This is a genomic window from Sphingobium nicotianae (genome assembly GCF_018603885.1).
Taxonomy (GTDB): Bacteria; Pseudomonadota; Alphaproteobacteria; order Sphingomonadales; family Sphingomonadaceae; genus Sphingobium; species Sphingobium nicotianae.
Window position 1 is genome coordinate 1 of sequence record NZ_JAHGAW010000006.1, and the last position, 23,882, is coordinate 23,882.

General features: G+C 66.5%; 30 protein-coding genes. 17 read left to right on the forward strand and 13 right to left on the reverse strand.

Annotated features, from left to right (window positions below; genetic code table 11):
• Positions 1 to 61: 61 nt before the first annotated feature.
• The 4 genes from KK488_RS09720 to KK488_RS09735 all read right to left on the reverse strand — a co-directional run bounded on the left by KK488_RS09720 (position 62) and on the right by KK488_RS09735 (position 3,494).
• Positions 62 to 751, reverse strand: coding sequence for a prolyl hydroxylase family protein (locus KK488_RS09720; protein WP_214622999.1), 690 nt, complete (start codon positions 749 to 751; stop codon positions 62 to 64).
• Between the two features lie 171 nt (positions 752 to 922).
• Positions 923 to 1,912, reverse strand: a complete 990-nt coding sequence (locus KK488_RS09725) for an RcnB family protein (protein ID WP_250890238.1) — start codon at positions 1,910 to 1,912, stop codon at positions 923 to 925.
• Positions 1,913 to 2,042: 130 nt separating this feature from the next.
• Entirely contained in the window at positions 2,043 to 2,588 is a 546-nt protein-coding gene (locus KK488_RS09730) for a (2Fe-2S)-binding protein (protein WP_214623002.1), read from the reverse strand.
• A 147-nt stretch (positions 2,589 to 2,735) separates the two neighbouring features.
• Entirely contained in the window at positions 2,736 to 3,494 is a 759-nt protein-coding gene (locus KK488_RS09735) for a class II aldolase/adducin family protein (protein WP_214623004.1), read from the reverse strand.
• Positions 3,495 to 3,645: 151 nt separating this feature from the next.
• Between KK488_RS09735 and KK488_RS09740 the strand changes: the two genes are divergently transcribed.
• From KK488_RS09740 to arr, 4 genes are all read left to right on the forward strand, one after another.
• On the forward strand, positions 3,646 to 5,370 hold the full coding sequence (locus KK488_RS09740) for a bifunctional metallophosphatase/5'-nucleotidase (RefSeq protein ID WP_250890239.1): 1,725 nt from the start codon (positions 3,646 to 3,648) through the stop codon (positions 5,368 to 5,370).
• 200 nt (positions 5,371 to 5,570) lie between these two features.
• Complete coding sequence (gene rpsU, locus KK488_RS09745) at positions 5,571 to 5,777, forward strand: 30S ribosomal protein S21 (protein WP_214623007.1); 207 nt, start codon at positions 5,571 to 5,573, stop codon at positions 5,775 to 5,777.
• A gap of 68 nt (positions 5,778 to 5,845) precedes the next feature.
• Positions 5,846 to 6,439, forward strand: coding sequence for an FKBP-type peptidyl-prolyl cis-trans isomerase (locus KK488_RS09750; protein ID WP_214623009.1), 594 nt, complete (start codon positions 5,846 to 5,848; stop codon positions 6,437 to 6,439).
• A 109-nt stretch (positions 6,440 to 6,548) separates the two neighbouring features.
• Positions 6,549 to 6,965 (forward strand): NAD(+)--rifampin ADP-ribosyltransferase, encoded by a 417-nt coding sequence (gene arr / locus KK488_RS09755; protein WP_214623011.1) that lies wholly within the window; start codon positions 6,549 to 6,551, stop codon positions 6,963 to 6,965.
• Positions 6,966 to 7,056: 91 nt separating this feature from the next.
• Here the strand turns inward: arr and KK488_RS09760 are convergent, their stop codons facing one another.
• The 5 genes from KK488_RS09760 to pyrE all read right to left on the reverse strand — a co-directional run bounded on the left by KK488_RS09760 (position 7,057) and on the right by pyrE (position 11,029).
• Entirely contained in the window at positions 7,057 to 8,244 is a 1,188-nt protein-coding gene (locus KK488_RS09760) for an AI-2E family transporter (RefSeq protein WP_349356870.1), read from the reverse strand.
• The gene (lepB, locus tag KK488_RS09765; protein WP_250890269.1) at positions 8,241 to 9,149 is read right to left on the reverse strand and encodes a signal peptidase I; all 909 of its coding nucleotides are present in this window, start codon (positions 9,147 to 9,149) and stop codon (positions 8,241 to 8,243) included. Before lepB ends, KK488_RS09760 begins: the two co-directional genes overlap by 4 nt.
• A 32-nt stretch (positions 9,150 to 9,181) precedes the next feature.
• Entirely contained in the window at positions 9,182 to 9,583 is a 402-nt protein-coding gene (gene acpS / locus KK488_RS09770) for a holo-ACP synthase (protein WP_214623016.1), read from the reverse strand.
• A gap of 130 nt (positions 9,584 to 9,713) precedes the next feature.
• Positions 9,714 to 10,442: a pyridoxine 5'-phosphate synthase gene (locus KK488_RS09775; RefSeq protein ID WP_250890270.1), complete on the reverse strand. Its 729-nt coding sequence runs from the start codon at positions 10,440 to 10,442 to the stop codon at positions 9,714 to 9,716.
• A gap of 8 nt (positions 10,443 to 10,450) precedes the next feature.
• The gene (gene pyrE / locus KK488_RS09780) at positions 10,451 to 11,029 is read right to left on the reverse strand and encodes an orotate phosphoribosyltransferase (protein WP_214623021.1); all 579 of its coding nucleotides are present in this window, start codon (positions 11,027 to 11,029) and stop codon (positions 10,451 to 10,453) included.
• A gap of 192 nt (positions 11,030 to 11,221) precedes the next feature.
• Between pyrE and coxB the strand changes: the two genes are divergently transcribed.
• From coxB to KK488_RS09830, 11 genes are all read left to right on the forward strand, one after another.
• Positions 11,222 to 12,271 carry a cytochrome c oxidase subunit II gene (gene coxB / locus KK488_RS09785; protein WP_214623024.1) on the forward strand — a complete coding sequence of 350 codons (1,050 nt, stop codon included), beginning with the start codon at positions 11,222 to 11,224 and terminating at the stop codon, positions 12,269 to 12,271.
• A gap of 11 nt (positions 12,272 to 12,282) precedes the next feature.
• A complete protein-coding gene (gene ctaD, locus KK488_RS09790; protein ID WP_214623026.1) occupies positions 12,283 to 13,971 on the forward strand; it encodes a cytochrome c oxidase subunit I in 1,689 nt (562 codons plus the stop codon).
• 172 nt (positions 13,972 to 14,143) lie between these two features.
• Positions 14,144 to 15,025 carry a heme o synthase gene (locus KK488_RS09795; protein WP_250890240.1) on the forward strand — a complete coding sequence of 294 codons (882 nt, stop codon included), beginning with the start codon at positions 14,144 to 14,146 and terminating at the stop codon, positions 15,023 to 15,025.
• A complete protein-coding gene (locus KK488_RS21580; protein WP_284732161.1) occupies positions 15,022 to 15,147 on the forward strand; it encodes a cytochrome c oxidase system small membrane protein in 126 nt (41 codons plus the stop codon). Before KK488_RS09795 ends, KK488_RS21580 begins: the two co-directional genes overlap by 4 nt.
• A 1-nt stretch (position 15,148) precedes the next feature.
• Positions 15,149 to 15,727 (forward strand): cytochrome c oxidase assembly protein, encoded by a 579-nt coding sequence (locus KK488_RS09800; protein WP_214623028.1) that lies wholly within the window; start codon positions 15,149 to 15,151, stop codon positions 15,725 to 15,727.
• Between the two features lie 41 nt (positions 15,728 to 15,768).
• Complete coding sequence (locus KK488_RS09805; RefSeq protein ID WP_214623030.1) at positions 15,769 to 16,599, forward strand: cytochrome c oxidase subunit 3; 831 nt, start codon at positions 15,769 to 15,771, stop codon at positions 16,597 to 16,599.
• A gap of 15 nt (positions 16,600 to 16,614) precedes the next feature.
• Positions 16,615 to 17,004, forward strand: coding sequence for a DUF983 domain-containing protein (locus KK488_RS09810; protein ID WP_214623032.1), 390 nt, complete (start codon positions 16,615 to 16,617; stop codon positions 17,002 to 17,004).
• Complete coding sequence (locus tag KK488_RS09815; RefSeq protein WP_349356871.1) at positions 17,001 to 17,636, forward strand: SURF1 family protein; 636 nt, start codon at positions 17,001 to 17,003, stop codon at positions 17,634 to 17,636. The genes KK488_RS09810 and KK488_RS09815 overlap by 4 nt, the downstream gene beginning before the upstream one ends.
• Positions 17,637 to 17,692: 56 nt before the next feature.
• On the forward strand, positions 17,693 to 19,096 hold the full coding sequence (gene thrC, locus KK488_RS09820; RefSeq protein ID WP_214623036.1) for a threonine synthase: 1,404 nt from the start codon (positions 17,693 to 17,695) through the stop codon (positions 19,094 to 19,096).
• Positions 19,097 to 19,221: 125 nt separating this feature from the next.
• Positions 19,222 to 20,115 (forward strand): RsmD family RNA methyltransferase, encoded by an 894-nt coding sequence (locus KK488_RS09825; RefSeq protein WP_214623037.1) that lies wholly within the window; start codon positions 19,222 to 19,224, stop codon positions 20,113 to 20,115.
• A gap of 265 nt (positions 20,116 to 20,380) precedes the next feature.
• Positions 20,381 to 20,572, forward strand: a complete 192-nt coding sequence (locus KK488_RS09830; RefSeq protein ID WP_214623038.1) for a YgaP family membrane protein — start codon at positions 20,381 to 20,383, stop codon at positions 20,570 to 20,572.
• A 22-nt stretch (positions 20,573 to 20,594) separates the two neighbouring features.
• Here the strand turns inward: KK488_RS09830 and KK488_RS09835 are convergent, their stop codons facing one another.
• The 3 genes from KK488_RS09835 to ccmA are packed head-to-tail and all read right to left on the reverse strand — an operon-like array spanning position 20,595 to position 22,406.
• On the reverse strand, positions 20,595 to 21,152 hold the full coding sequence (locus KK488_RS09835) for a phosphoribosyltransferase (protein ID WP_214623039.1): 558 nt from the start codon (positions 21,150 to 21,152) through the stop codon (positions 20,595 to 20,597).
• 10 nt (positions 21,153 to 21,162) lie between these two features.
• On the reverse strand, positions 21,163 to 21,804 hold the full coding sequence (locus tag KK488_RS09840; RefSeq protein WP_214623040.1) for a heme exporter protein CcmB: 642 nt from the start codon (positions 21,802 to 21,804) through the stop codon (positions 21,163 to 21,165).
• Positions 21,801 to 22,406 (reverse strand): heme ABC exporter ATP-binding protein CcmA, encoded by a 606-nt coding sequence (gene ccmA / locus KK488_RS09845; protein ID WP_214623041.1) that lies wholly within the window; start codon positions 22,404 to 22,406, stop codon positions 21,801 to 21,803. The genes KK488_RS09840 and ccmA overlap by 4 nt, the downstream gene beginning before the upstream one ends.
• 57 nt (positions 22,407 to 22,463) lie before the next feature.
• Here ccmA and KK488_RS09850 point away from each other — a divergent pair, with 57 nt between their 5' ends.
• Complete coding sequence (locus KK488_RS09850) at positions 22,464 to 22,760, forward strand: 4a-hydroxytetrahydrobiopterin dehydratase (protein ID WP_214623477.1); 297 nt, start codon at positions 22,464 to 22,466, stop codon at positions 22,758 to 22,760.
• A 93-nt stretch (positions 22,761 to 22,853) separates the two neighbouring features.
• Here the strand turns inward: KK488_RS09850 and KK488_RS09855 are convergent, their stop codons facing one another.
• Complete coding sequence (locus KK488_RS09855; protein WP_214623042.1) at positions 22,854 to 23,468, reverse strand: DNA-3-methyladenine glycosylase family protein; 615 nt, start codon at positions 23,466 to 23,468, stop codon at positions 22,854 to 22,856.
• A 71-nt stretch (positions 23,469 to 23,539) separates the two neighbouring features.
• Between KK488_RS09855 and KK488_RS09860 the strand changes: the two genes are divergently transcribed.
• Positions 23,540 to 23,857 (forward strand): 2Fe-2S iron-sulfur cluster-binding protein, encoded by a 318-nt coding sequence (locus KK488_RS09860; RefSeq protein WP_214623044.1) that lies wholly within the window; start codon positions 23,540 to 23,542, stop codon positions 23,855 to 23,857.
• Positions 23,858 to 23,882 lie beyond the last annotated feature (25 nt).

The following is a 23,882-nucleotide window of genomic DNA, read 5'->3' on the forward strand; positions in this document are numbered from 1 at the left end:
GCGTGTCTCGACTTCGCTCGACACGAACGGGGAGGTTCGAATCCTGAATGCCGGGTGGCCTTTATGGCTTGTTGCGCGGTTCCCATTTGCGCTCGCGATACCAGCGGGTGACGATATATTTCGTGCCCTTGGTCACCGGCAGCGCGGCATGCAGCGTGGCGCCGTTGGGGCTGCCATCCGCATTGAGGTTGTTCCAGACCAGCAGCGTGCCCATGCGCGGCGGAATGGTGACGCCCAGATGCGGGAACTGGGTCTCGCCGCCTTCCTCGACATCGCAGAGATAGACCATCGCCGTCCAGCAGCGCTGGCCACCGCTCACCCGCATCGCCGGCCAGTAGAGCTTGTTGTACGGGAAATAATCGTGGTGGAGATCGTAGCGCTGGGTCTCGTGATAGCGCTGCCCCTGCAGCAGCTCGCCCGTGTCGCCCTCCAGCCCGACCAGCGCGTCGATGCGCTTGGTCACGGCGATGACGAGGGGGTCGTAGATGTCGAGGTTGCAGCTGTTGCTGGTGCGGTAGCTGGCCTTGATGTCCGAGAAGAGCTTGGAGGGTTTGCAGCCGGCGTCGATCTTCGCGACCAGCTCGGCGCATTCCCTGGGCGTCACCAGGCCGTGGCGCAGGAACATCTCGGCGCGCCCGGTCGGAATGCGGCTGATCATCGGGTTGCGCGTCAGGCGGGTGCGGACGCGCTCGCCAATCTCCGCGCGCGCCGGCGAGGGATGTTCCGCATCGTCGAGCCAGGTATCTCTCATGAGCCGCGTCCTGCCATCGGTGCGTGCGGGGAGCAAGGGGGCAGCGGTCCCCACGAACGGGGGATGGGTTTCTCATTTTAGAAAAAGAACCGACCCCTGCCGAAGCGGGAGCCGGCCCAGTTCTTCCTGAAGGCCGATCAGGAATGCGGATCCGGGGAGGCGGCTAGCGCCTCACCAGAAAAAGTCGTGGATCACGTCGACGACATAACCGTCGCGAATGTCGACCAGCAGCGCGTCGTCATAATAGCGGACCCAGCGCAGCGGGCCGTAGGCCGGCGGCAGGCGATAGTCGTAGGGATCGTCGATCCAGTAATCCGAGGCGAACAACACGTTGCTCAGATAGAAGCCGATCGAGAAGCGCGTGTAGCCGCGGTTCCATCCATAGGGCGCATAATAGGCGGGCAGATGGTAGAAGCTGCGGTTCAGCGACCGATAGCGCTGCCAGTCGTAGCGGCTGTTGCCGCGCCAGCTATTGTCCCAGCGGCGGGTATCGGCCCAGCGGTCGCGGTCCTGCAGGCGGCGCTGATAGTTATAACCCTGCTGCTGGCGGCGTTGCCAGTCGCGATCCCGCGCGGCGTCGCGCTCGCGATTGTCCTGCTGCCAGTTGTTGTTGCCGCGATTCCACGTGCCATTGTCGCGTCCGTCGCGTCCGTCGCGTCCGTCGCGTCCGTCGCGTCCGTCCGGGCGATCGCGGCGATCATCGCGGTTCCAGTCGCGCTGGCCCGGCGTGCCATTGGTGCGCGACCAGTTGCGCTGCTCCTGCTGGGGCGGCGGCGGGGCCGGTGTGTTGACGGCCGGCGGTGTGCGGTCGCGATTCCAGTCACGGCCACCCTGCCAGTTCCCGGCGCCGGGGCGCGGCGTGTTGCCGTCGCGCTGCTGGCGCCACTGGGCGGCAGCGGGCGCGGACGATGCCGGAACCGGTGCGTTCTGGACCACGGGGGCACGCTGTTCGCGCGCCGGCGCGGCCTGCTGCGGGGCGGGGGCAGGGGGTGACCAGCTGCGCTGACGTTCGCCGCCACCGCCGGGCTGACCGCCGCGGCCGCCGCCGCCGCGCCATTCGCGCCCGTCCTCGCCCCGGTCGCGACCGGGCTCGGCCAGCGCCGGGGCGGCCAGCGCCAGCATCGTCGAGGCCAGAAGGCCTATCTTCACAAAGCGGGTCATCGTCGAAACATCCTCAAAGACACAGGCGAGTCTTCGCCATTGAGGAATTGTTTACCGGAGGGCGGCTGTCGCGGCGCTGAACATAGCTGACAGCCAGATGACAGAATTGTGTCAGGCCGTGATCAGGTGCCTAGTCCTTGGTCGCCGGGGTCAGGCCGGGAACGTGCCTGGCCGCATCGGCGGGCGCGATACCCGGTGCCGGGGCGGCCGCGACGCGCTCCTCGCCGCGCATGATGCGGCCGGCCTGCTTGATCGCCTCGCGGATGCGCGGATAGGTGCCGCAGCGGCAGATGTTGGTCATCGCCGCGTCGATTTGCTCGTCGGTCGGGTTGCTGGTGCGGCGGAGCAGCACCGCGGCGGTCATGATCATCCCGCTCTGGCAATAGCCGCACTGCGGCACGTTCTGCGCGGCCCAGGCCTGCTGCACCGGATGGCTGCGATCGGGCGAGAGGCCCTCGATCGTGGTGACGAAGCGGCCTTCGATCGCGGCGATCGTCACCTGGCAGGAGCGGATCGCCTTGCCGTCTATGTCGACCGTGCAGGCCCCGCAATCGCCGGTGCCGCAGCCATATTTGGTGCCGGTGAGATTGGAGGCGTCGCGCAGCGCCCAGAGCAGAGGCGTCTGCGGGTCCATCCGATACTGGATCGGGCGATCATTGACGGTGAATTTGGTCATGGCGGCCGGTTATAATCATTTTGCCGTTCGGTTCGAGCGGCCATCGAGCTTGTCGAGATGGCTGTCGAGAATTTCGCGCCTGGCTGTCCTTCTCGACTCCGGTTCTCGACAAGCTCGAACCTCAGCTCGAAGCGAACGGCGAGAGGGCTAATCCCGCCAGCTCTTGTCCTTGCGGTCGATCAGGCGCGTCATCGCGGCGAACTCGGCGAGGCCGCGCATGCCCTCGGGCGCGGCGGTGAGCACGTCGCGCTGGTGCGCCGCCACCACCGCGTCGGGCACGCGCAGCGGCGTGCCGGCCTGCCGCGTCGCGATCTGGATCGCGCAGGCGCGCTCGAGGAAGAAATAGGTCTGGAAGGCTTCGGGCAAGGTCTTGCCCATCACCAGCAGACCGTGATTGCGCAGGATCATGATGCGCTTGTCGCCCAGGTCGGCGATGAGCCGCGCGCCTTCCTCGGGATGGATCGTGACGCCCTCGAAGTCGTGATAGGCGATCTGGCCGGCGAACATGCTCGAATAGAAATCGGTCGCCTGGAAGCCTTCCTCGATCGAGGCGATGGCCATGCCGGCGGTCGTGTGGGTGTGAATAATGCAGTGAACATCCGGAAGAAGCCGGTGGAACAGGCTGTGCTGGACGAAGCCGGCGCGATTGACCGGATAGGGGCTCTCGGCCAGCTTGTTGCCGTCGATGTCGATCTTGACGAGATTGGAGGCCGTCACTTCCTCGTACATCAGCGTGAAGGGATTGATCAGGAAGGCATTGTCCTCCCCCGGCACGCGCAGCGAGATGTGATTGTAGATGAGCTCGTCCCAGCCCAGATGGGCGAAGATGCGATAGCAGGCGGCGAGCTGCTCGCGGGCCTGTCGCTCCGCGGTGGTGATGGCGGCGGGCTTCAGGGCGGTGGCCATGATCCTCTCTCCTTGCGACTTATGGTTGCCCGTTACGGGCTTGCGGCGGATGATGCGCGCGGCTCGCCGAAAAGTCGAGGGTAAGCACCGCGCGGCCTTCTAGAATCGCGCCCGTCTGCTATGGCGGCGGCCGAACCGGACCGGAGGAACGATGATGAGGATGATCGCACTGGCGCCGCTCGGCGCGCTGCTGCTGGCCGGTTGCGCGGCGACGCGCGGACCCGTCACCGGCACCGCGCCCGGCCCGGTCGCCGCCCTGCAGATCATCGCCTTCAACGATTTCCACGGCCATATCGATGCGGACGACCAGACCGTCATCCCGCCGGGCTCGCCCAAGGGCACGGAGAAGGTGAAGGCGGGCGGTGCCGCCAATTTCGCCGCGGCCGTCGCGGCGCTGCGCGCGGAGAATCCAGCGAGCGCGGTGGTGACGGCGGGCGACATGATCGGCGCCTCGCCGCTCAGCTCCGGCCTGTTCCTCGATGAGCCGACGATCCGCATCATGAACCGGATCGGCATCGACTACAGCGCGCTCGGCAATCATGAGTTCGATCGCGGATCGAAGGAGATCCTGCGCATGCAGGCGGGCGGCTGCGCCAAATATACGCTGCGCGAGCCCTGCCAGATCCTTCCGGCCTTTCCGGGCGCCAGCTTCAAGTTCCTTGCCGCCAACACGGTGCGGGAGGACGGCACGACGCTTTTCCCCGCCTATGGCATCAAGACGCTGACTGTGAGCGGAAGGAGCGTGCGCATCGGCTTCGTCGGCATGACACTGAAGGGCACCGGCGACCTCGCCAGCCCGAGCGGCGTTGCCGGGCTGCATTTCGCCGACGAGGCGGAGACGGCCAACAAGCTGGTCCCGGCCCTCCGCGCCGCGGGGGCCGACATCCTCGCCGTGCTCATCCACGAGGGTGGCTCGGTGAAGTTCGACGTGCCCGATCCGGGCGACTGCAAATATCTGACCGGCGACATCAACCCGATCCTGCAGAAGCTCGATCCGGCCTTCGCGCTCGTCATCTCCGGCCACACGCACCAGTCCTATGTCTGCGACTATGGCAAGGTCGACCCGAGCCGGCCCTTCCTGGTGAGCAGCGCCGGCCAATATGGCACGCTGCTGACGCGCATCACGCTCGATTATGATTTCGGCACGAAGCGACTGGTCGGCAAGCATGCCGAAAATCTGGTGGTGACGCAGAGCGCCGACTCGGCGGCGAAGCAGCCGGAGGTGGCCGATCTGGTGAGCCGCTACGATGCCGGCGCGCTCGCCGTGCGGCGGCGCCCGGTGGGCAAGGTCGGCGGCCCGCTGACCAAGACCGAGGAGAAGAGCGGCGAGAGCGTGCTGGGCGATTTCATCGCCGATGCGCAGCTCGCGGCGATGAGCGCGCCGGACAAGGGCGGCGCGCAGTTCGGCATCATGAACCCGGGCGGCGTCCGCGCCGCGATCACGCCCGCTGCGGACGGCACCGTCACATTCGGGGATCTGTACGCCGCCCAGCCGTTCGGCAATATCGTGGTCACGAAGGCATTGACCGGCGCTCAGATCCGCGCCGCGCTGGAGAAGCAGTTCGATCAGGTCGACGACCTGCGGCTGCTCAGCGTCTCGCAGAGCCTCCGTTACAGCTACGACACGACGAAGCCGGCGGGCCAGCGGGTCTTCGACATCACGCTCAACGGCCAGCCGATGACCGACGGGGCGACCTATCATGTCGCGATGAGCAACTTTCTCGCCAATGGCGGCGATGGCTATCCCATGTTCGCGCCCGGCGCGCAGCTGGCGGACGGCCCGTCCGACCTGGAGGCGCTGGAAGCCTATGTCGCCGGCGCGGCCGTCCGGCAGCCGCCGGTGCCGACTCGCATCCGCAATCTGACGCCGGAATGAGCCTCGCCGCGGGACGAAGCGGGCCCTGGCGGCCGTTTTTCCGGCCTTTCCGGTCTTGATCCGGTAACCTCTCGCTGCTATGGGCCTGCCGGTTACGCCGTGACACCTCGTCGCGGCGCATATTGTTTTTGGGTATTTCGCGTTTCGGGCCGGGGATCGGCGGGGCGCATGCCAGCTTAGAATTGGAGACTGACGGGCTTATGCAAATCATCGTGCGCGACAACAACGTCGACCAGGCGCTGCGGGCGCTCAAGAAGAAGCTGCAGCGGGAAGGCGTGTATCGCGAGATGAAGCTTCGTCGTCATTACGAGAAGCCCTCCGAGAAGCGTGCGCGCGAGAAGGCCGCGGCGATCCGCCGTGCGCGCAAGCTGGAGCGCAAGCGCGTCGAGCGCGACAGCGCACGGTAAAAGCATGTCGGTCCGGCGCGTGGCGCCGGCCGGGTCTTTGGTTTTCTGACAGTTTGAGGAAAGCGGCCATGTCCGTGACGGCGGTTCCATTGCGGCCCATCAAGCCCGGATCGGTCCGCCGTTTCTGGCTGGTGATGGTCCTGCTGTTCGCCGTCGCGATCGTGCTGGCCTGGGCCGGCAGCCGCCAGTTTGGTCAGATGCCGAGCGGCCTGCGCTACCAGATGCTCGAAAAAGGCACCGGCGCGAGTCCGACCAAGGAAGATTTCGCGCTCGTTGCCTATAAGGGCATGCTGCCCGACGGTACCGTCTTCGACGAGAATCCCGGCGCGCCGATGGAGCTGGCCTCGATGGTCCCGGGCTTCACCGAAGCTGTGACCAAGCTGCGCAAGGGCGGCAAGATGCGCGCCTGGATCCCCGCCGCGCTCGGCTATGGCGATCATCCGCCCCAGGGCAGCCCGATCCCGCCGAACAGCCCGCTGGTCTTCGAGATCAAGCTGCTCGAGTTCAAGACCCGTGCCGAGGTCATGGAGCAGCAGCGCGCGATGCAGCTCCAGCAGATGATGCAACAGCAACAGCAACAGCAGGGCGGTGGCGCCGCACCGGGCGGACCGGAAGGCGCTCTGCCGCCGGGCATGGAAGGCCCGCCACCGGGCGTGCAATAAGGCCGACGGCCGGGCGCGCTCGCGCCTTCGCTTTCCCTGAAGATCAATTCCGTTGCCCGAGCCTGCTCGGGCCGCCCTGATTCAGTCCGTCATCCCGAGGAGCGAACCAATGGCGACCGACGACGCGATGTCTCCGCTTTTCTATCATGGCACACGGGCCGACCTGAAGCCGGGCGATCTGATCGCCGCCGGCTACGGCTCCAATTACGGGACGCGCAAGGCGGCGAGCTTCGTCTATCTGACCGCGACGCTGGATGCGGCGACCTGGGGCGCCGAGCTGGCGCAGGGCGATGGGCCGGGCAGGATCTATATCGTGGAGCCCACCGGCCCGATCGTCGACGATCCCAATCTGACTGACAAGAAATTCCCCGGCAATCCGACCCGATCCTATCGCTCGCGCGACCCGCTGCGGGTCACCGGCGAGGTCGTGGACTGGCAGGGGCATTCGCCCGAGCAGCTCAAGGCCATGAAGGACCATGTCGAGGCGCTTCGGCTGCAAGGCATCGAGGCCATCGACGAGGAGTGACCAGAGCCTGTCCTGATTCCGCTCCGATCAGGTTGAAACATCGCGGCAGGTTTTTCTCAAACGAGGCAAACTCCGGGAACCGGCAGGCCGCTTACGCCTGCTCCGCCACCCTGCGCTTGGCGCGCTCTTCCAGGATCACCTTGCTCATCGCCAGGATCGGGTCGGCGAGGGCCAGACCCAGGATGCCGAATAGCGCACCGAACATGATCTGCGCGCCGAGCACGAGGGCGGGCGGCATGTCGACCGCGCGTCGCGCGACGGTCGGCGTGATGAAATAGCTCTCCACCGTCTGTACCGTGAAATAGACGCCGATGGCGAAGAAGCCGTGCTGCACGTCCACCGAGAAGCCGACCAGGGTGATCAGCACACCCGACATGATCGCGCCGATATTGGGCAGGAAAGCGAGCAGGAAGGAGAGGACGCCGAGCAGCATCGCCATCGGCACGCCGGTGATCATCAGCAACATGCCGGTGAGGAAGCCCGTTGCCATCATGCCAACGAGGCGCCCGGCCATCAGCCGGCGCAGCGTCCAGCCGACCTTGTCGATCAGGTCGTGCGCCTCGTCGCGCCGCGCGATCGGGACGAGCCAGGCAAGCCCGCGTGAGTAGAGCTGGGCCTCCGTGGCGAGAAAGACCGCCAGCACGAGCATCATGACGAGGCTGGAGACGACGCCCGCGGCCGAACTCAGGATCGCGGTGACGCGGCCAACCGAGCCGAGCAGCTGCTCGCCGGCCTGCCGTAGTTCGGCGATCCCCAGATTGATGCCGTGCGCCTGCGCGAACGCGCTGATGCGTGCGACCTGGCTTTCGATCAGCGGCGGCAGCTGGGCCGCCTGCTGAATGACCTGGGTGCCGGTCAGATAGAAGGTCCAGCCCACGAAAGCGACGACGAACGCGACGATGATCCCGAGGCGATAGCCGCGCGGGATGGGCAGGAAGCGGCCCAGCAGGCGCGTGCCGCCATCCAGCATGACGGCGATGACCACCGAGGCGAGGATGAACAGGATCGGCTCGATGAGAATGACGACCAGCGCCCCGGCGGCCACGACGCTGAGCCAGATGACCGCCCGGCGCAGTTCCTTCCAGAATTCCGAGGTGTGCGCGTCGGCCGGGCCGGGGCGGTCGAGCCGGTCGGTGACCGGGCCCGGCTCCGCTTCCGGCTTGCGCGCAGCGGCCCTGGGCTTTGTGACGGGGGTCGTGCGGCCCGCCGCGATCTTGGCCGTCGCGGCGGCGGAGCGACGTGCGGGCGACTTGGCGCTGCCGGCCGCGCGCTCCGTCACTTGACTGCGGGCTCCGCGACCTTGGTCGGGTGGAGTGACGTGCCGGCGCGACCGGGGCGGAAGCTGGAGAACCAGCTCGCGGGATTGAAGAGCTGGGTCGTGCCGTCGAGCGAGAAGGTGATGAACTCGGCGCGGCCGCCGATCGTCTCCCACGGGATCGGCCCGCCGAGGCCTGCCTGCTCCAGCGGCACGCGGCTGTCGGCGCTGTTGTCGCGATTGTCGCCCATCAGGAAGACGTGGCCCGCTGGAATGCGGACCGGGCCGTACCAGTCGATCTCGCGCGCGCCCATGTCGATGATCGTGTAGGTGCGGCCGTTGGGCAGGGTCTCCTGCTTGACCGGCAGCACGCAGATTTCCCTGCCGTCCGGATCATATTGGATGCCGCCGGGGAACTGGCGCGGATCGCACGGCGAATTGGCATCGACCGGCAGGCGCAGGGGCTTGAGCCACACCTGCTTGACCGGCACGCCGTTCAGGATGACGACGCCGTCGCGCACTTCGAGCAGGTCGCCCGGCAGGCCGATGACGCGCTTGATATAATCCTCGTTGCTGTGGCGAGGGGTCGCGATGACGACGTCGCCGCGCTCGGGCATCTTGCCCCAGACGCGTCCTTCCATGAACGGCAGGGTGATGCCCCAGGCCTCCGGCGGCGTGCGCAGCACGACATTGCGGAAGATCGCGGCGGGATTGGGAATGGTCGGCGAGACGTAGGACCAGCCATAGGCATATTTGGTCACGACCAGCCGGTCACCGACGAGCAGGCCGGGCATCATCGATTCGGAGGGGATGTAGAAGGGCTTGGCGATGAAGCTGTGGAAGCCGAGCACGGCGAGCAGCAGCAGCACGATGCTCTTGATCTCGGACCACAAGTCGCTGCCCTTCGATTTCCTGGCTTTTTCTCGCAGGCTCTCGCCTGGCCTGACCGGTGTCTGATCCGTCACGGAAAACGCGCCTCCAGAATGACGAATGCCTGCGCCCAGGGATGATCGTCGGTCAATGTCACGTGCACAAATAGGCTGGCGCCCGGTGGGGTCAAGGCGTCGAGACGTGCCCTGGCTCCGCCGGCGAGTGCCAAAGTGGGAGCGCCCGACGGCAGATTGACCACGCCGATGTCCTTCATGAACACCCCGGCCTTGAAACCGGTGCCGACCGCCTTGGAGAAAGCCTCCTTGGCGGCGAAGCGCTTGGCCAGCGTCGCGGCCTTGGTGAAGGGGCGGCGATTGGCCTTGGCGCGCTCGATGTCGGTGAACACCCGCCGCTCGAACTTCTCGCCGAAGCGATCCAGGCTGTTCTGGATCCGCTCGATATTGCAGAGATCCGAGCCGAGGCCGATGATCATGACAGAAGAAGACCCTCACCCAACCCTCTCCCGCGAAGGCGGGAGAGGGCTATCATGGCCTTCTCCCGCCTTCGCGGGAGAAGGAGGGCCCCGCCGCGTAGCGGTGGGAGGATGAGGGTCTTCTTCTTTCTCATCCCCGTGCCGCGTCCATCAGCCGGCGTATCTCCGCCACGCTCTCGTGCAGGCCGAGGAAGATCGCCTCGCCGATCAGGAAATGGCCGATGTTGAGCTCGGCGATCTGCGGAATCGCCGCGATCGGGCCGACATTGTCGAAGGTGAGGCCATGGCCGGCATGCGGCTCGATCCCGTTCTTGGCGGCGAGCGCGGCCATGTCCGCGATGCGGCGCAGCTCGCTCGCGCGTTCCTCGCCCTCGACCTCGCAATATTTGCCGGTGTGCAGCTCGACGACCGGCACCTTCAGGCGCAGCGCCGCCTCGATCTGGCGCGGGTCGGCCTCGATGAAGAGCGAGACGCGGCAGCCGGCCTCGCCGAGCTTGTCGACCATCGGCGCGAGATGATTGTGCAGGCCGGCGGCATCCAGGCCGCCCTCGGTGGTGCGCTCCTCGCGCCGCTCGGGGACGAGACAGACCGCGTGCGGCCGGTGGCGCAGCGCGATCGCCAGCATCTCCTGCGTCGCCGCCATCTCGAAATTGAAGGGGATGGTCAGCTCTTCGGAGAGGCGCGCGACATCCGCGTCGCTGATGTGGCGCCGGTCCTCGCGCAGATGGGCGGTGATGCCGTCGGCGCCGGCTTCCTGCGCGATCAGCGCGGCGCGGAACGGGTCGGGATAGGTCGTGCCGCGCGCATTGCGGATGGTCGCGACATGATCGATGTTCACGCCCAGCCGAAGGTGGCGCAGCGACAGGCTCACGCCCGGCTGCCCGGCTTCACGGCCGGGATCGCCGCGAGCTCGGGCGGCAGGGCATCGGCATCATAGACCGGGAAATTGAGGCTCACGAGCGGGAAGAAGGGCACGCCCAGATTGGCTTCGCCCGCCGAGCGATCGACCAGGGCCGCCTCGGCGATCACCTCGCCGCCGGCCTCGCGCACCGCTTCCATCGCCTGGCGCGACGAAAGCCCGGTGGTGACCACGTCCTCGACCATCAGCACTTTCTGGCCCGGCGTCAGGCCGAAGCCGCGGCGGAAGACGAAGGTGCCCTGCGGCCGCTCCAGGAAAATCGCGTCGCAATTGAGCGCGCGGCCCATCTCGTGGCCGATGATGATGCCGCCCATCGCCGGCGAGACGACGACCTCGATCGCCGCGCGAATGTCGCGGGGCAGGGACTGGGCGAGCGCGATGGCGAGTTTCGCCGCCCGCTCGGGGTTCATGAGAACGCGCGCGCACTGCAGATAATTGGCGCTGTGTTTGCCCGACGAGAGCAGAAAATGCCCCGTGAGGAGCGCTTCCGCCGCCCGGAATTCGGCAAGCACGTCTGATTCGGTCATTGGTCCCATGGCCCTTCTCTGTCGACCGGGCGGGATAGCGGCGGATCGGCGGACAATCAACGGCCGCAATTGGTGCAACAGAGTGCTTGAGGCATCGGATATGCCTGCGTATAGGGGCCGGTGATTGAAGAGGGGGGCCGCGTTTTCCGCCTGGGAATCACGTGGCCTGATAGTGAAAGCAGGTCGGACCGCATGAATAGAAGAATCAATGCCTTCATGATGGCGATGGCTTTGGGACTGAGCGCGCTCGCGCCGTCCTCGGCCATGGCGCAGGCCGAAGCGGTCAATGCGGCGGCGCAGGCTGCCCCGGCGGCGCCCGCGGCCGCAAATGAGGCAGGCAATGCGGCCACCGCGGCCAAGCCGGCATGGGATTATGCCAAGCCCGTCGCCACGGTCGGCCAGCCGCAGCCCGGCGAGATGACCTTCCAGGAGCAGTTCACGCCCAACGGCCATTATGCGCTGTGGATGCACGACAATATCCTGCTGTGGGTGTGCATCATCATCTCGGTCTTCGTGCTGGCCCTGCTGCTCTATGTGATGGTGCGTTTCCGGCGGAGCGCCAATCCGGTGCCCTCGCGCACCTCGCACAACACGCTCATCGAGATTCTCTGGACCGTCATCCCGGTCTTCATCCTGATCGGCATCGCGATCCCCTCGATCGATCTGCTCGCCCGCCAGTTCAAGCCCGCCCCCAAGGATGCGCTGACCGTCAAGGTCACCGGTTACCAGTGGTATTGGGGCTATGAATATCCGGACAACGGCATTCCCGAGTTCGTCTCCAACATGCTGCCGCCCGAAAAGGCGCTGGAGCGTGGCGAGCCGCGGCTGCTGGCCGCGGACAATCGCATGGTCCTGCCGGTCGGCGTGCCGATCAAGCTGATCATCACCGGTTCGGACGTCATTCACAGCTTCTCCATCCCCGCTTTCTGGGTGAAGGAAGACGCGGTGCCTGGCCGTCTCAACGAGCGGACCTTCACCATCGAGAAGCCGGGCGTCTATTATGGCGTCTGCTCGGAACTGTGCGGCGCGCGTCACGGCTTCATGCCGATCGCGGTCGAGGCGGTGAGCCCCGACAAGTTCGCGCAGTGGGTCAAGGCCCAGGGCGGCAAGATGCCGGGTGACAAGTCGGCCGAGGCCGCGCCTGCCGCTGCTTCCGTGCCCGCCGCAGCCGAGCCCGCTGCCGCCACCAATGCCGCGACGCCTGCCGCCGCCAATGCCGCCGCGCCGGCAACCAAGTCCTGAGGGTAACGACCATGAGCACAACCACCGCAGATGATTTCCACGGCGCTCACGCCCATGACGATCATCACGACAGCGATCACAAGCCGGGCTTCTTCGCCCGCTGGTTCATGTCGACCAATCACAAGGACATCGGCACCCTCTATCTGATCTTCGCGATCATGGCGGGCGTCATCGGCGGGGCGATCTCCGGCCTGATGCGCGCCGAGCTGGCGAATCCCGGTATCCAGTATCTCCATGGCTGGGCCCAGATGATGGACGGCCCGGACGCGACGATGGACCAGGCCTATCACCTATGGAACGTGCTGATCACCGCGCACGGCCTGATCATGGTGTTCTTCATGGTCATGCCGGCGATCATCGGCGGCTTCGGCAACTGGTTCGTGCCGATCATGATCGGCGCGCCGGACATGGCCTTCCCGCGCATGAACAACATCTCGTTCTGGCTGCTGATCCCCGCCTTCGCGCTCCTGCTCGGCTCGACCTTCGTGCCCGGCGGCAGCGGCAATGGCGCGGGCACCGGCTGGACGGTCTATGCGCCGCTCTCGACGAGCGGCTCGCCAGGTCCGGCGGTCGACATGGCGATCCTCTCGCTCCACCTTGCGGGCGCCAGCTCGATCCTGGGCGCGGTCAACTTCATCACCACCATCTTCAACATGCGCGCGCCGGGCATGACCCTGCACAAGATGCCGCTGTTCGTCTGGTCGGTGCTGGTCACCGCCTTCCTGCTGCTGCTCGCGCTGCCCGTGCTCGCCGCGGCGATCACCATGCTGCTCACCGACCGCAACTTCCACACCGTCTTCTATGATGCGGCCGGCGGCGGCGATCCCGAGCTCTACCAGCACCTCTTCTGGTTCTTCGGTCACCCCGAAGTCTACATCATGATCCTGCCGGGCTTCGGCATCATCAGCCAGATCATCTCGACGTTCAGCCGCAAGCCGGTGTTCGGCTATCTCGGCATGGCCTACGCGATGGTGGCGATCGGCGTGGTCGGCTTCATCGTCTGGGCGCACCACATGTTCACGACCGGGATGACCGTGAACGTGAAGATGTATTTCACCGCCGCGACGATGGTCATCGCCGTGCCCACCGGCGTCAAGATCTTCTCCTGGATCGCGACGATGTGGGGCGGTTCGCTCAGCTTCAAGACGCCGATGGTCTGGGCGCTCGGCTTCATCTTCCTGTTCACCGTCGGCGGCGTGACCGGCGTCGTTCTCGCCAATGGCGGCATCGACGATAATCTTCACGACACTTATTATGTCGTGGCGCACTTCCACTACGTCCTCTCGCTGGGTGCCGTCTTCGCGCTCTTCGCCGGTTTCTATTACTGGTTCCCGAAGATGAGCGGCCGCATGTACAGCGAGTTCCTCGGCCAACTGCATTTCTGGGTGTTCTTCGTCGGCGTGAACATGCTGTTCTTCCCGATGCACTTCCTGGGCATGAGCGGCATGCAGCGCCGCGTTCCGGATTATACGGACGCGCTGGCCTACTGGAACGGCATCGCCTCGTACGGCTATCAGATCATGGGCGTGGGTGTGGTGATCTTCTTCGTGAACATCATCTACGCTTTCGTGGCCGGCAAGAAGGCCGAGGGCAATTACTGGGGCGAAGGCGCGACCACGCTCGAGTGGACGCTGTCGAGCCCGCCGCCCTACCACCAGTTCGAGACCCTGCCGGTCATCGACGACAGCGGTCATCATTGATCGGCGTCGGTCCCTGGTGGACCGGTTGCTCCGCCGGGGCTGAAATGAGAGGGGGCGAGGGCGCGGAAAGCGTTCTCGCCGCCCTGCTGGAAAAAGCGAATTGAACCCAAGGTCTGGTATTTTGGCGACGAATGCATCGATCCTGACGAATGAAACGGCTTCCTCGGTTCCCATGCCGGCGGACTGGCGTGATTTCGTCGCGCTGACCAAGCCGCGGGTGATGACGCTCGTCGTCTTCACGGGCCTGTGCGGTCTGCTCGTCGCGCCGGGTCACCTCTCGCCGATCCTCGCCTTCACCGCGATCCTGTGCATCGCGCTCGGCGCGGGCGCGGCCGGCGCGCTCAACCAATGGTATGAGGCGGATCGCGACGCGCGCATGAAGCGCACCGCCGGCCGTCCGCTGCCCGCCGGCCGCATGGACCGGCAGAGCGCGCTGCATTTCGGCGTTGGGCTTTCCTTCTTCTCGGTGCTGTTGATGGGCTTCGCGACCAACTGGTTCGCGGCCTTCATTCTCGCGGTGTCGATCCTCTTCTATGTGTTCGTCTACACGATCTGGCTCAAGCCGCGCACGGCGCAGAACATCGTCATCGGCGGCGCGGCCGGCGCCTTCCCGCCGTTGATCGGCTGGGCGGCGGTGACGGGCGATGTCGCGGCCTTGCCGGTCGCACTCTTCATGCTGATCTTCTTCTGGACGCCGCCGCATTTCTGGGCGCTGGCCCTGTTCGTGCGCATGGATTATGCCAATGCCGGCATCCCGATGCTGCCGGTGGTGGCCGGGGAGCGCACGACGCGCCGCCAGATCCTCTTCTATACGGTCATCATGGCGGCCGCGGCGCTGGCGCCTGTCCTCCTCCGCCTCACCGGCCTCGTCTATGGCCTCACGGCGCTGATCGCGACCGGCATCTTCGCTGTGCTGGCCGTCCAGGTGTCGCTGAGCCACGAGACAGATCCGGCGCAGATGCGTGCGGAGCGGCGGCTGTTCAAATATTCGGTGCTCTATCTCTTCCTCATTTTCGGCGCGGTGGTCGTCGACCATTGGGTCAAGCTCGCATGACGCCCGAGGAGCAGAAGCTGATCCAGGCCCGCCAGCGCTCGCGCTCGATCGTGATGGCGGTCGTGCTGTTTGCCCTCGTGATGCTGTTCTTCGGCATCACCATCGCCAAGATGTCGCACTGAGATGGCCGCGACGACCCTCTCTCCGCAGCGCGCCAAGCGCCGCACCGCCTTCTTCGCGGCTCTCGCCGCGCTTGCGATGCTCGGCCTCGGCTTCGCCTCGGTGCCGCTCTACCGCCTCTTCTGCCAGGCAACCGGTTACGGCGGCACGACCCAGCGGGTGACCGAGGCGGAGGCCGCCGCCATCGCCAGGGCATCGCAGGGGGAGGGGCGCCAACTCTCGATCCGCTTCGACTCCAATGTCAACGGCGTGCCCTGGGCCTTCTACCCTGAGAAGAAGAGCATGACGGTCGGCGTCGGCGGCAAGTCCATGGCGATCTTCATTGCCAAGAACAACTCGGACAAGCCGATCACGGGCCGGGCGGTGTTCAACGTGACGCCCGACGTCGCAGGCCCCTATTTCACCAAGATCCAGTGCTTCTGTTTCACCGAGCAGACGCTCCAGCCCGGCCAGGAAGTGCGCATGCCCGTGCTCTTCTACGTCGACAAGAAATTCCTGGACGATCCGGACGACAAGGACGTGCAGGAAATCACCTTGAGTTACACCTTCTATCCGGTTGAGAAGCCGGCAGACCAAAGCTAAACAGACGCGCACATCCCAAGCGCACATATACGGGGAAAGACATGTCCGGCGCCAAGAACCACGATTATCATATTCTGCCACCCGCCATCACGCCGTTCATCGGCGCGATGTCCGCGTTGATCATGGCGGTGGGCGCGGTGAGTTGGATGCATCCCGATTCCATGCCCTCGCATGGCGGGGCGATCTTCATCCTCGGTCTGCTCGGTGTGCTCGGCACCATGTTCATGTGGTGGTCGGACGTGATCCGCGAGGCGCATGCCGGTGATCATACCCCGGTCGTGCAGCTTCACCTGCGCTACGGCATGATCCTGTTCATCGCGTCGGAAGTCATGTTCTTCGTCGGCTGGTTCTGGGCCTTCTTCGATTTCTCGCTGTTCCCCAGCGCGCTGCCGCCGATCGATGGGCTGTTCCCGTCGAAGGGCATCGAGGTCATGAATGCGTTCGAGCTGCCTTTGCTCAACACGCTGATCCTGCTCTGCTCGGGCACGACCGTCACCTGGGCGCATCATGCGCTGATCCACGGGGACCGTCAGGGTCTCAAGACCGGCCTGTGGCTGACCATCCTGCTCGGCATCACCTTCACCAGCATCCAGGCCTATGAATATGCCCATGCGCCCTTCGCGTTCGGCACCACGCCTTATGGTTCGTCCTTCTACATGGCGACCGGCTTCCACGGTTTCCACGTGCTGGTCGGCACGATCTTCCTGATCGTCAACCTGATCCGCGCCTACAAGGGCGACTTCACGCCCCGCCAGCATTTCGGCTTCGAGGCCGCGGCCTGGTACTGGCACTTCGTCGACGTCGTCTGGCTGTTCCTGTTCGTTGCCGTCTATGTCTGGGGCGGCTGGGGCGCGCCGGTCCACGGCGGCTGAGCCGCGACGAAAGCCATGACGCAAGATAAAGCCGCGCCGACGACACCCCTCTTCCGCGCGGCTTTGTCGTCGCGATGCCCGCGCTGCGAGAACGCGCCTCTCTATGATGGCTGGGTGCGGCTGGCGCCGCGCTGTCGGGCCTGCGGGCTCGACTATGGCGCGTTCAATGTCGGCGACGGGCCTGCCGCGTTCCTGATCCTCATCGTCGGCGGGCTGGTGACGGCGCTGGCGCTCATCGTCCAGGTGAAGGCAAGTCCGCCCTTCTGGGTGCATATCCTGCTCTGGGGGCCGCTCACCGTCGCTCTGGTCATCGGATGTCTGCGCGTCTCCAAGGCTGCGCTGCTGATCCTCGAATATCGCAACAAGGCGCGCGAAGGGAAGATTGCCGACGGGCCGAAGCCGTGATCCGCAAGCTTCCGATCGTTCCCACGATCGTCGTCGCGCTGGCGATTGCCGCCATGATCGGCCTGGGCATCTGGCAACTCGGCCGCGCGCATCAGAAGGAAGCCGCGCTCGCCATCTGGCGCGCCAACATGACGCGACCGGCGACCGCCTATCCGGCGCAGCGACCGACGGACGAAACCTATCTCTTCCGTCGGCTGTCCGCCAATTGCCTGCGCGTGATCGGCTGGCAGGAAGTCGGTGGGCGGAGCACGGACGGCAAGAGCGGCTGGCGCCACATCGCCACCTGCGCGACAGGTGCGGAGGGGCCGGGTCTGGTCGTGGATGTGGGCGTGAGCACCTTGCCCAACATCAAGATCGCCTGGGCCGGCGGTCCTGTCCGCGGTCTCGCCACGCATGAGCCGGACAACACGCCCTGGATCGCGCGCCTGGCCCGTCATGGTTCGCCGCTCCGCCTGATGATCGTTGCCGAGAGCGCCGCGCCGGGCCTCGCACCCTCCGCGCCGCCCGATCCTGCCTCGGTGCCGAACAATCACCGCTCCTACATGGTGCAGTGGTTCCTCTTCGCGGCGGTTGCGGCGGTGATCTACGGATTGGCTGTGCGCAAGCGGCTGCGGGACCAGGCCGCCAAATAGGGGGCGTGTCGCCCAAGTTGCGATAATCGCAAGTCACCGCTAAGGACCGGCCCGTCATGCAGTATATCAGCACCAGGGGGCGCGCGGGGGCGCTCGATTTCGAGGGCGCGACGCTGGCGGGGCTGGCGAGCGACGGGGGCCTCTACCTGCCCGAGCATTGGCCGACCTTCACCGCGGACGAGTTCGCGGCGATGCGCGGCCTCTCCTATGTCGAGACGGCGGTCCGGGTCATCCTGCCTTTCGTCGGCGAGAGCCTCAGCGAAGACGAGCTGCGCGATCTGTGCACACAGGCCTATGGCCGCTTCGCTCATGCCGCCGTGACGCCATTGCTTCAGCTCGACCACCGGCACTGGTTCCTGGAGCTGTTTCACGGTCCGACCCTGGCCTTCAAGGATGTCGCGCTGCAGCTGCTCGGCCTGCTGTTCGAGAAATTCCTCGCCCGTCGCGACACGCATCTGACCATTGTCGGCGCGACATCGGGCGATACCGGCTCGGCCGCGATCGACGCCGTGGCCGGCCGTGCCAAGATCGACATCTTCATGCTGCACCCCGCCGGCCGCGTGTCGGACGTGCAGCGGCGCCAGATGACGACGGTGCTCGCGCCGAACGTCTACAACATCGCGATTGAGGGCAGCTTCGACGATGCGCAGGCGCTGGTGAAGCGCATGTTCAACGATGCCGATTTCGCGTCGCGCTTCGATCTCTCGGCGGTGAACAGCATCAACTGGGCGCGGCTGGTCAGCCAGGTCGTCTATTATGTCTATGCCGCCGTCCGCCTCGGCGCGCCCGACCGCAAGGTTGCGTTCGCGGTGCCGACCGGCAATTTCGGCGACGTGTTCGCCGGCTATGTCGCGGCGCGGATGGGCCTGCCGATCGAGCGGCTGATCGTCGCCACCAACGTCAACGACATCCTGCACCGCGCGCTGAGGGAAGGCGATTACAGCCAGGGCACGGTCATCCCGACCGCGACGCCGAGCATGGACATTCAGGTCTCCTCCAACTTCGAGCGGCTGCTGTTCGATCTGGGCGGGCGCGACGGGATCGCGCTCGGCGAGCAGATGAAGGGCTTCGAGGCGACCAAGGCGATGCGCCTCACCAACGCCCAGCGCGATGGCGCCGCGAAGCTGTTCACCTCCGCGCGCATTGACGGCGACGCCATGTCGCGCACGATGCGCTGGGCCTATGATGCCGCCGGGCAGGTGATCGATCCGCACAGCGCGGTGGGTCTCGCGGCGGCGCATCAGGTCGAGCTCGACCCCTCCGTCCCCGTGGTGACACTGGCGACGGCGCACCCCGCCAAGTTCCGCGACGCCGTCGAGCGCGCGACCGGCACGCGCCCGACCTTGCCGTCCCGCGCGGGTGACCTCTTCGGTCGCGAGGAGCGCTATGCGACGCTGCCCGCGACGTTCGAGGCGGTGACCAGCTATGTCGCGGAGCGGGCGGTGGCACGCCGTGGCTGAAAATGCCCTCCTTAAGCCCCTCCCTTTCAAGGGAGGGGTAGGGGGTGGGTGTCGCGCAGCGATCTGCGACATCGCCAAGCCCCACCCCAACCCCTCCCCTAAAGGGGAGGGGCTATAAGGGTGCCATGACTCCTCTGCCCCCCACTCTCCCGCTCGGCGTCATGATCGCCGAACCCTGGGCCGACTACGGCCTCGTCGACAGCGGCGCCGGCCGCAAGCTCGAGCGCTACGGTCCCTATCGCTTCATCCGCCCGGAGCCGCAGGCGATGTGGCAGCCGGCACAGGCGGACTGGGACGCGCATGGCAGCTTCATCCCGGCCTCGGACGAGGATGGCGGCGGGCGCTGGCATTTCGACAAGCCGGTGCCGCGCGAGGGCTGGCCGCTGGCCTGGGAGGAGGCGCGCTTTCAGGCCGCCTGCACGCCGTTCCGCCATCTGCAATTCTTTCCGGACATGGCGCCGATCTGGTCCTGGGGCCGCGCGCAATTGAAGGGGCTGGCGGCGCCGCAATTCCTCAACCTGTTCGGCTATACCGGCGTCGGCACGCTCGCTTTCTCGGCGATCGGCGCGCAGGCCGTCCATGTCGATGCCTCGAAGAAATCCGTCGCGCAGGCGCGCGCCAATGCCGCGCTGTCCGGGATGAGCGAGCGGCCGGTCCGCTGGATCGTCGAGGACGCCGCGAAGTTCACCGCGCGCGAGGTGCGGCGCGAGCGGCGCTATGACGGCATCCTGCTCGATCCGCCCAAATATGGCCGCGGTCCCGATGGCGAGATCTGGCGGCTGGAGGAGGATCTGCCCGGCCTCATCGCCGATTGCCGCAAGCTGCTGGACGGCGAGAGCCGTTTCCTGTTTCTCACCGTCTATGCCGTGCGCATGTCGGCACTCGCGATCGGCGAGCTGCTGCGTGCCCATCTCGGCGACTTGCCGGGCAGGATCGAATGCGGCGAACTGGCGGTGCGCGAGGAAGCGCGCGGGCTGCTGCTCCCGACCGCGATATGGGCGCGCTGGTCGCGCGATTGACGCTGAGAGCCCGGCGTATCGTGCCGAGCGCGACGCAAACCCGCGCGACCGACAAGCTGACCACCAGAGGCGCGGCCTGGCTTCGGACCGCCAGCTGATACGTAGTTTCCCCAAGCTCTCAGTGGCGCTCAAATGTGCGAATTGCGTGAGAAGCGGCGCTCGCGAAGAGGGATGAATGCAACGAAGCGCTCGCGGGACTGATCCCCGTCAAGGCCGGCGGAGAGCCTTCGGCCTGGGGCGGATCGCACCAATGAAAGGATCGCCCATGTTCACGATCAATGTCGGCACTGCGGATCGAATTGCCCGGATAGCTCTTGGGGTGATACTCTTGGCATTGGTGTTCGTCGGGCCGAAGACGCCCTGGGGCTGGATCGGCCTGATTCCCCTGCTCACGGGCCTCGTAAGATTTTGCCCTCTGTACACCGTGCTGGGAATCAGCACCTGCAAGCGGGATTGACGCTCCTCCGCTTCGGCCGGGGTCAGTTCCCGTCACGCAGGATGATCGCGGCATCGCGCTTGTTGGCCCTGATTTCCGCTTGGGTCAGCCCGTCCACTTCATGCGGAAACACGAGCCACTCATCGGTCTCGTGGACATAATAGTCCGGCACGAGATCGACCTTGGTCCGCGCCGGCTTGTAATAGACCGTCGCGATCCGGACGGTGTCCGGCATGTTGTGGCGGCACCGCGCGCGCAGCGCGTCGAGGAAGGCGGCGATCGAGCGCCCGCTCTCGAACACGTCGTCGATGACGAGCAGGCGGTCGTCGGGCGCCAGAGTGTCGACCAGATAGCCCAGCGCATAGACGCGCACTTCGGGCTCTTGCCGGTCGATCCCCGAATAGGAGGATGTGCGGATCGCGATGTGATCCGCGACGACGCCATGAAACTCCAGCAACTCCTGCACCGCGATGCCGACGGGTGCGCCGCCGCGCCAGATGCCGACGATATGGGTCGGGCGAAACCCGCCATCGAGGATTTGATTGGCAAGGCGGAAGGAGTCGGTCAGCAACTCGTCGGCGGTCAGATAGCGCTTGTCCACGTCGCCTCCCTCACTCTCGCCCGGCGCGCAGGGCCGCGCCGCCCGCGATCGGTGCAGCGACGCAGAGAAAGAGCGAGCATGCGGCGACCATCTTGAGCGCGCTGCCGCCCCCGAATTGCAGCGCACCCGCGCCGAAGATCAGGATGGGCACCGCGAGCGGCAGCACGAGCAGGCCGGTGAGCGCGCCGCTGCCGCGCAGACCAGCGGTCAGGGCCGCCACCAGGATCGCCAGCGCGGCGAGGCCCGGCGTGCCGAGCGCGAGGCCGATCATCACGGTCTGCAGCGTCTCGGGGGCCAGCTTGAGCAGCGCGCCGGCCGGGAGCGCGGCGACGAGCAGAGGCGGGCCGAAGCTCAGCCAATGCGCGATGCCCTTGGCCAGCACGATGCTTCCCTCGCCGGCGCCGCGCAGCACGAGCTGGTCGATGACGCCGCTTTCGCGATCCGGCTCGATCAGTCGATCGATGGGAAGGAGGCTGGCGAGAAGCGCTGCGATCCATAGCAGTCCGCCGCCGGTTTGCGCAAGCAGGGTCGCATTGGGGCCGACCGCGAAGGGGAAGAGCGCGGCGATCAGCAGCAGGAAGGCGAGCGGCAGCCAGGCGCCCCCGCTGCGGAAGGCGCGGCCGAGATCGCGCAGGATGATCGCGCCGATCATGGCGCCTCCCCGGCGTCTCGTGGCGCTCGCAGTTCGATCGTCAGGTCCTGCGCCCAGGCCAGCGGCAGATGCGATGCGGCAAGGACGATGCCGCCCGCCGCGCGATGCCGGTCGACCAGCGCGCCGAGTGCCGCGGCGGATTCGACGTCGAGGCCGTTGGCGGGCTCGTCGAGCAGCCAGACCGGCGCGGCGGTGACGAGCGTGCGCGCCAGCGCCGCGCGCTTGCGCTGCCCGGTGGAGAGCATGCGGACGGGGATGTCGGCAAGATGCGCGATGCGCAGATCGGCAAGGGCGGCGTCGATCCGCTCGGCCGGGGCCTCGTCGATCCGCGCCCAGAAGGTGAGGGCCTGCCGCACCGTGCGCTCCCGGTCGAGCGCATCGAGCTCGTCGGTGAGCGCCACCGCCCCCTCACAGCGCACCGTCCCCGCATAGGGTCGCAGCAAACCCGCGACGATGCGCAACAGGCTTGATTTGCCGACGCCGTTGGGCCCCGCAATCTGTGCGCTGCCACCCGCCGCCAGCGCGAGATCGAGCCCCGCGAACAGCATCCGCCCACCGCGCACACAGGCGAGGCCCTCGAGGAGGAGCATGGCGTCGCTCATCGCTTGACCGACTCCGCGCCTCTGGCCGAGAAGGGCGCGCTGCCCAAGGAGAGCATGATGCCCCGAATTCCCCAGCTCACCGACGAAGAGCGCACGGTCGCGCTTGGGGCCGTGCCGCTCTGGCGGCTTTCCGACGATGCCACCGGGATCAGTCGGGGCTTCATGTTCAAGGATTTCGTCGAGGCGTTCAGCTTCATGACGCAGGTCGCCCTGCTGGCCGAGCGGGCCGATCATCATCCCGAATGGTCCAACGTCTATGGCCGGGTCGACATCCGCCTGACCACGCATGACGCCAACGGTCTCTCGATGCGCGACATCGCCCTCGCGCAGGAGATCGACGCGCTGCTGGGGTGATCCGCCCGTAAATCCATAGCGTCACCCCAGCGAAAGCTGGGGTCTCCTGGCGCCAGAGATACCAGCTTTCGCTGGCATGACGAGGTGGCGCCATCAAAACACCTTCGTATTGTAGTGGTGCCAGGCCATGATCGCCATCGCGCTGCGGTGCGGACGCCAGGGCTCCGCCAGTTCCCGCGTCAGCTTCTCGCTCGGCCGTTCGGCATGGCCCATGATCCGCCCGATCGCGATCTGGACGGCGAGGTCGCCCGCCGGCCAGATGTCGAGCCGCCCTTCGGCGAAGAGCAGATAGATTTCCGCCGACCAGCGGCCGATGCCCTTGACCTGGACAAGCGCGGCAATCGCCTCCTCGTCATCCGCCGGGAGCGCATGCAGATCGAGCGCGCCCGTCACGACCAGCTCGGCGAGGCTGCGGGCATAGCCCTGCTTCTGGCGCGAGAGGCCGCAGGCGCGCAGCGTGTCGTAATCCTGCGCGATCAGCGCCTCGGGCGCGCAGCCGGCGCCGATCGCCGCCTCCAGCTTGTTCCACACCGATGCGGCGGCCGCGACGCTCACCTGCTGGCCGACGATCGTGCGCAGCAGGGTCTCGTAGCCCGGCTCGCGCTGGCGCGGCTCGGGATAGCCATGGCTGGCGATGGCGCCGGCGATCAACGGCTCGCGCGCGGCGAGCGCATCAAGGGAAGTTCGCAGCGCTGTTTCGTCGAGCATGGGCCGTCCCGGAGGTTGATTTCTCGCAATCGCTTCCTCATAGCGAGCCGATCACCGGTTGGGAGATAAAAATGGCGCAGTTGACGGTCGTGAAGCGGGACGGAACCAGTGAGCAGTTCGACGCGCCCAACGGCTATACGGTCATGGAAGCGATCCGCGACCAGGGCATTGACGAGCTGCTGGCGATCTGCGGCGGCTGCTGTTCCTGCGCGACCTGCCATGTCTTCGTCGACGAGGCCTATTTCGAGAAGCTGCCGCCGATGAAGGGCGACGAGGATGATCTGCTCGACAGCTCGGATCATCGCCAGGCCAACAGCCGTCTCTCCTGCCAGATCCCGATCAGCGGCGATCTCGACGGCATGACCGTCACCATCGCGCCGGAGGATTGAGCCGAGCGGCCTGCTCGGGATTCAG

Coding starts and splice junctions, on each gene's coding strand:
- KK488_RS09720 (WP_214622999.1), bottom strand. CDS start 751: ATGAGAGATACCTGGCTCGACGATGCGGAACATCCCTCGCCGGCGCGC.
- KK488_RS09725 (WP_250890238.1), bottom strand. CDS start 1,912: ATGACCCGCTTTGTGAAGATAGGCCTTCTGGCCTCGACGATGCTGGCG.
- KK488_RS09730 (WP_214623002.1), bottom strand. CDS start 2,588: ATGACCAAATTCACCGTCAATGATCGCCCGATCCAGTATCGGATGGAC.
- KK488_RS09735 (WP_214623004.1), bottom strand. CDS start 3,494: ATGGCCACCGCCCTGAAGCCCGCCGCCATCACCACCGCGGAGCGACAG.
- KK488_RS09740 (WP_250890239.1), top strand. CDS start 3,646: ATGATGAGGATGATCGCACTGGCGCCGCTCGGCGCGCTGCTGCTGGCC.
- rpsU (WP_214623007.1), top strand. CDS start 5,571: ATGCAAATCATCGTGCGCGACAACAACGTCGACCAGGCGCTGCGGGCG.
- KK488_RS09750 (WP_214623009.1), top strand. CDS start 5,846: ATGTCCGTGACGGCGGTTCCATTGCGGCCCATCAAGCCCGGATCGGTC.
- arr (WP_214623011.1), top strand. CDS start 6,549: ATGGCGACCGACGACGCGATGTCTCCGCTTTTCTATCATGGCACACGG.
- acpS (WP_214623016.1), bottom strand. CDS start 9,583: ATGATCATCGGCCTCGGCTCGGATCTCTGCAATATCGAGCGGATCCAG.
- pyrE (WP_214623021.1), bottom strand. CDS start 11,029: ATGACCGAATCAGACGTGCTTGCCGAATTCCGGGCGGCGGAAGCGCTC.
- coxB (WP_214623024.1), top strand. CDS start 11,222: ATGAATAGAAGAATCAATGCCTTCATGATGGCGATGGCTTTGGGACTG.
- ctaD (WP_214623026.1), top strand. CDS start 12,283: ATGAGCACAACCACCGCAGATGATTTCCACGGCGCTCACGCCCATGAC.
- KK488_RS09795 (WP_250890240.1), top strand. CDS start 14,144: ATGCCGGCGGACTGGCGTGATTTCGTCGCGCTGACCAAGCCGCGGGTG.
- KK488_RS21580 (WP_284732161.1), top strand. CDS start 15,022: ATGACGCCCGAGGAGCAGAAGCTGATCCAGGCCCGCCAGCGCTCGCGC.
- KK488_RS09800 (WP_214623028.1), top strand. CDS start 15,149: ATGGCCGCGACGACCCTCTCTCCGCAGCGCGCCAAGCGCCGCACCGCC.
- KK488_RS09805 (WP_214623030.1), top strand. CDS start 15,769: ATGTCCGGCGCCAAGAACCACGATTATCATATTCTGCCACCCGCCATC.
- KK488_RS09810 (WP_214623032.1), top strand. CDS start 16,615: ATGACGCAAGATAAAGCCGCGCCGACGACACCCCTCTTCCGCGCGGCT.
- thrC (WP_214623036.1), top strand. CDS start 17,693: ATGCAGTATATCAGCACCAGGGGGCGCGCGGGGGCGCTCGATTTCGAG.
- KK488_RS09825 (WP_214623037.1), top strand. CDS start 19,222: ATGACTCCTCTGCCCCCCACTCTCCCGCTCGGCGTCATGATCGCCGAA.
- KK488_RS09830 (WP_214623038.1), top strand. CDS start 20,381: ATGTTCACGATCAATGTCGGCACTGCGGATCGAATTGCCCGGATAGCT.
- KK488_RS09840 (WP_214623040.1), bottom strand. CDS start 21,804: ATGATCGGCGCGATCATCCTGCGCGATCTCGGCCGCGCCTTCCGCAGC.
- ccmA (WP_214623041.1), bottom strand. CDS start 22,406: ATGAGCGACGCCATGCTCCTCCTCGAGGGCCTCGCCTGTGTGCGCGGT.
- KK488_RS09850 (WP_214623477.1), top strand. CDS start 22,464: ATGCCCCGAATTCCCCAGCTCACCGACGAAGAGCGCACGGTCGCGCTT.
- KK488_RS09855 (WP_214623042.1), bottom strand. CDS start 23,468: ATGCTCGACGAAACAGCGCTGCGAACTTCCCTTGATGCGCTCGCCGCG.
- KK488_RS09860 (WP_214623044.1), top strand. CDS start 23,540: ATGGCGCAGTTGACGGTCGTGAAGCGGGACGGAACCAGTGAGCAGTTC.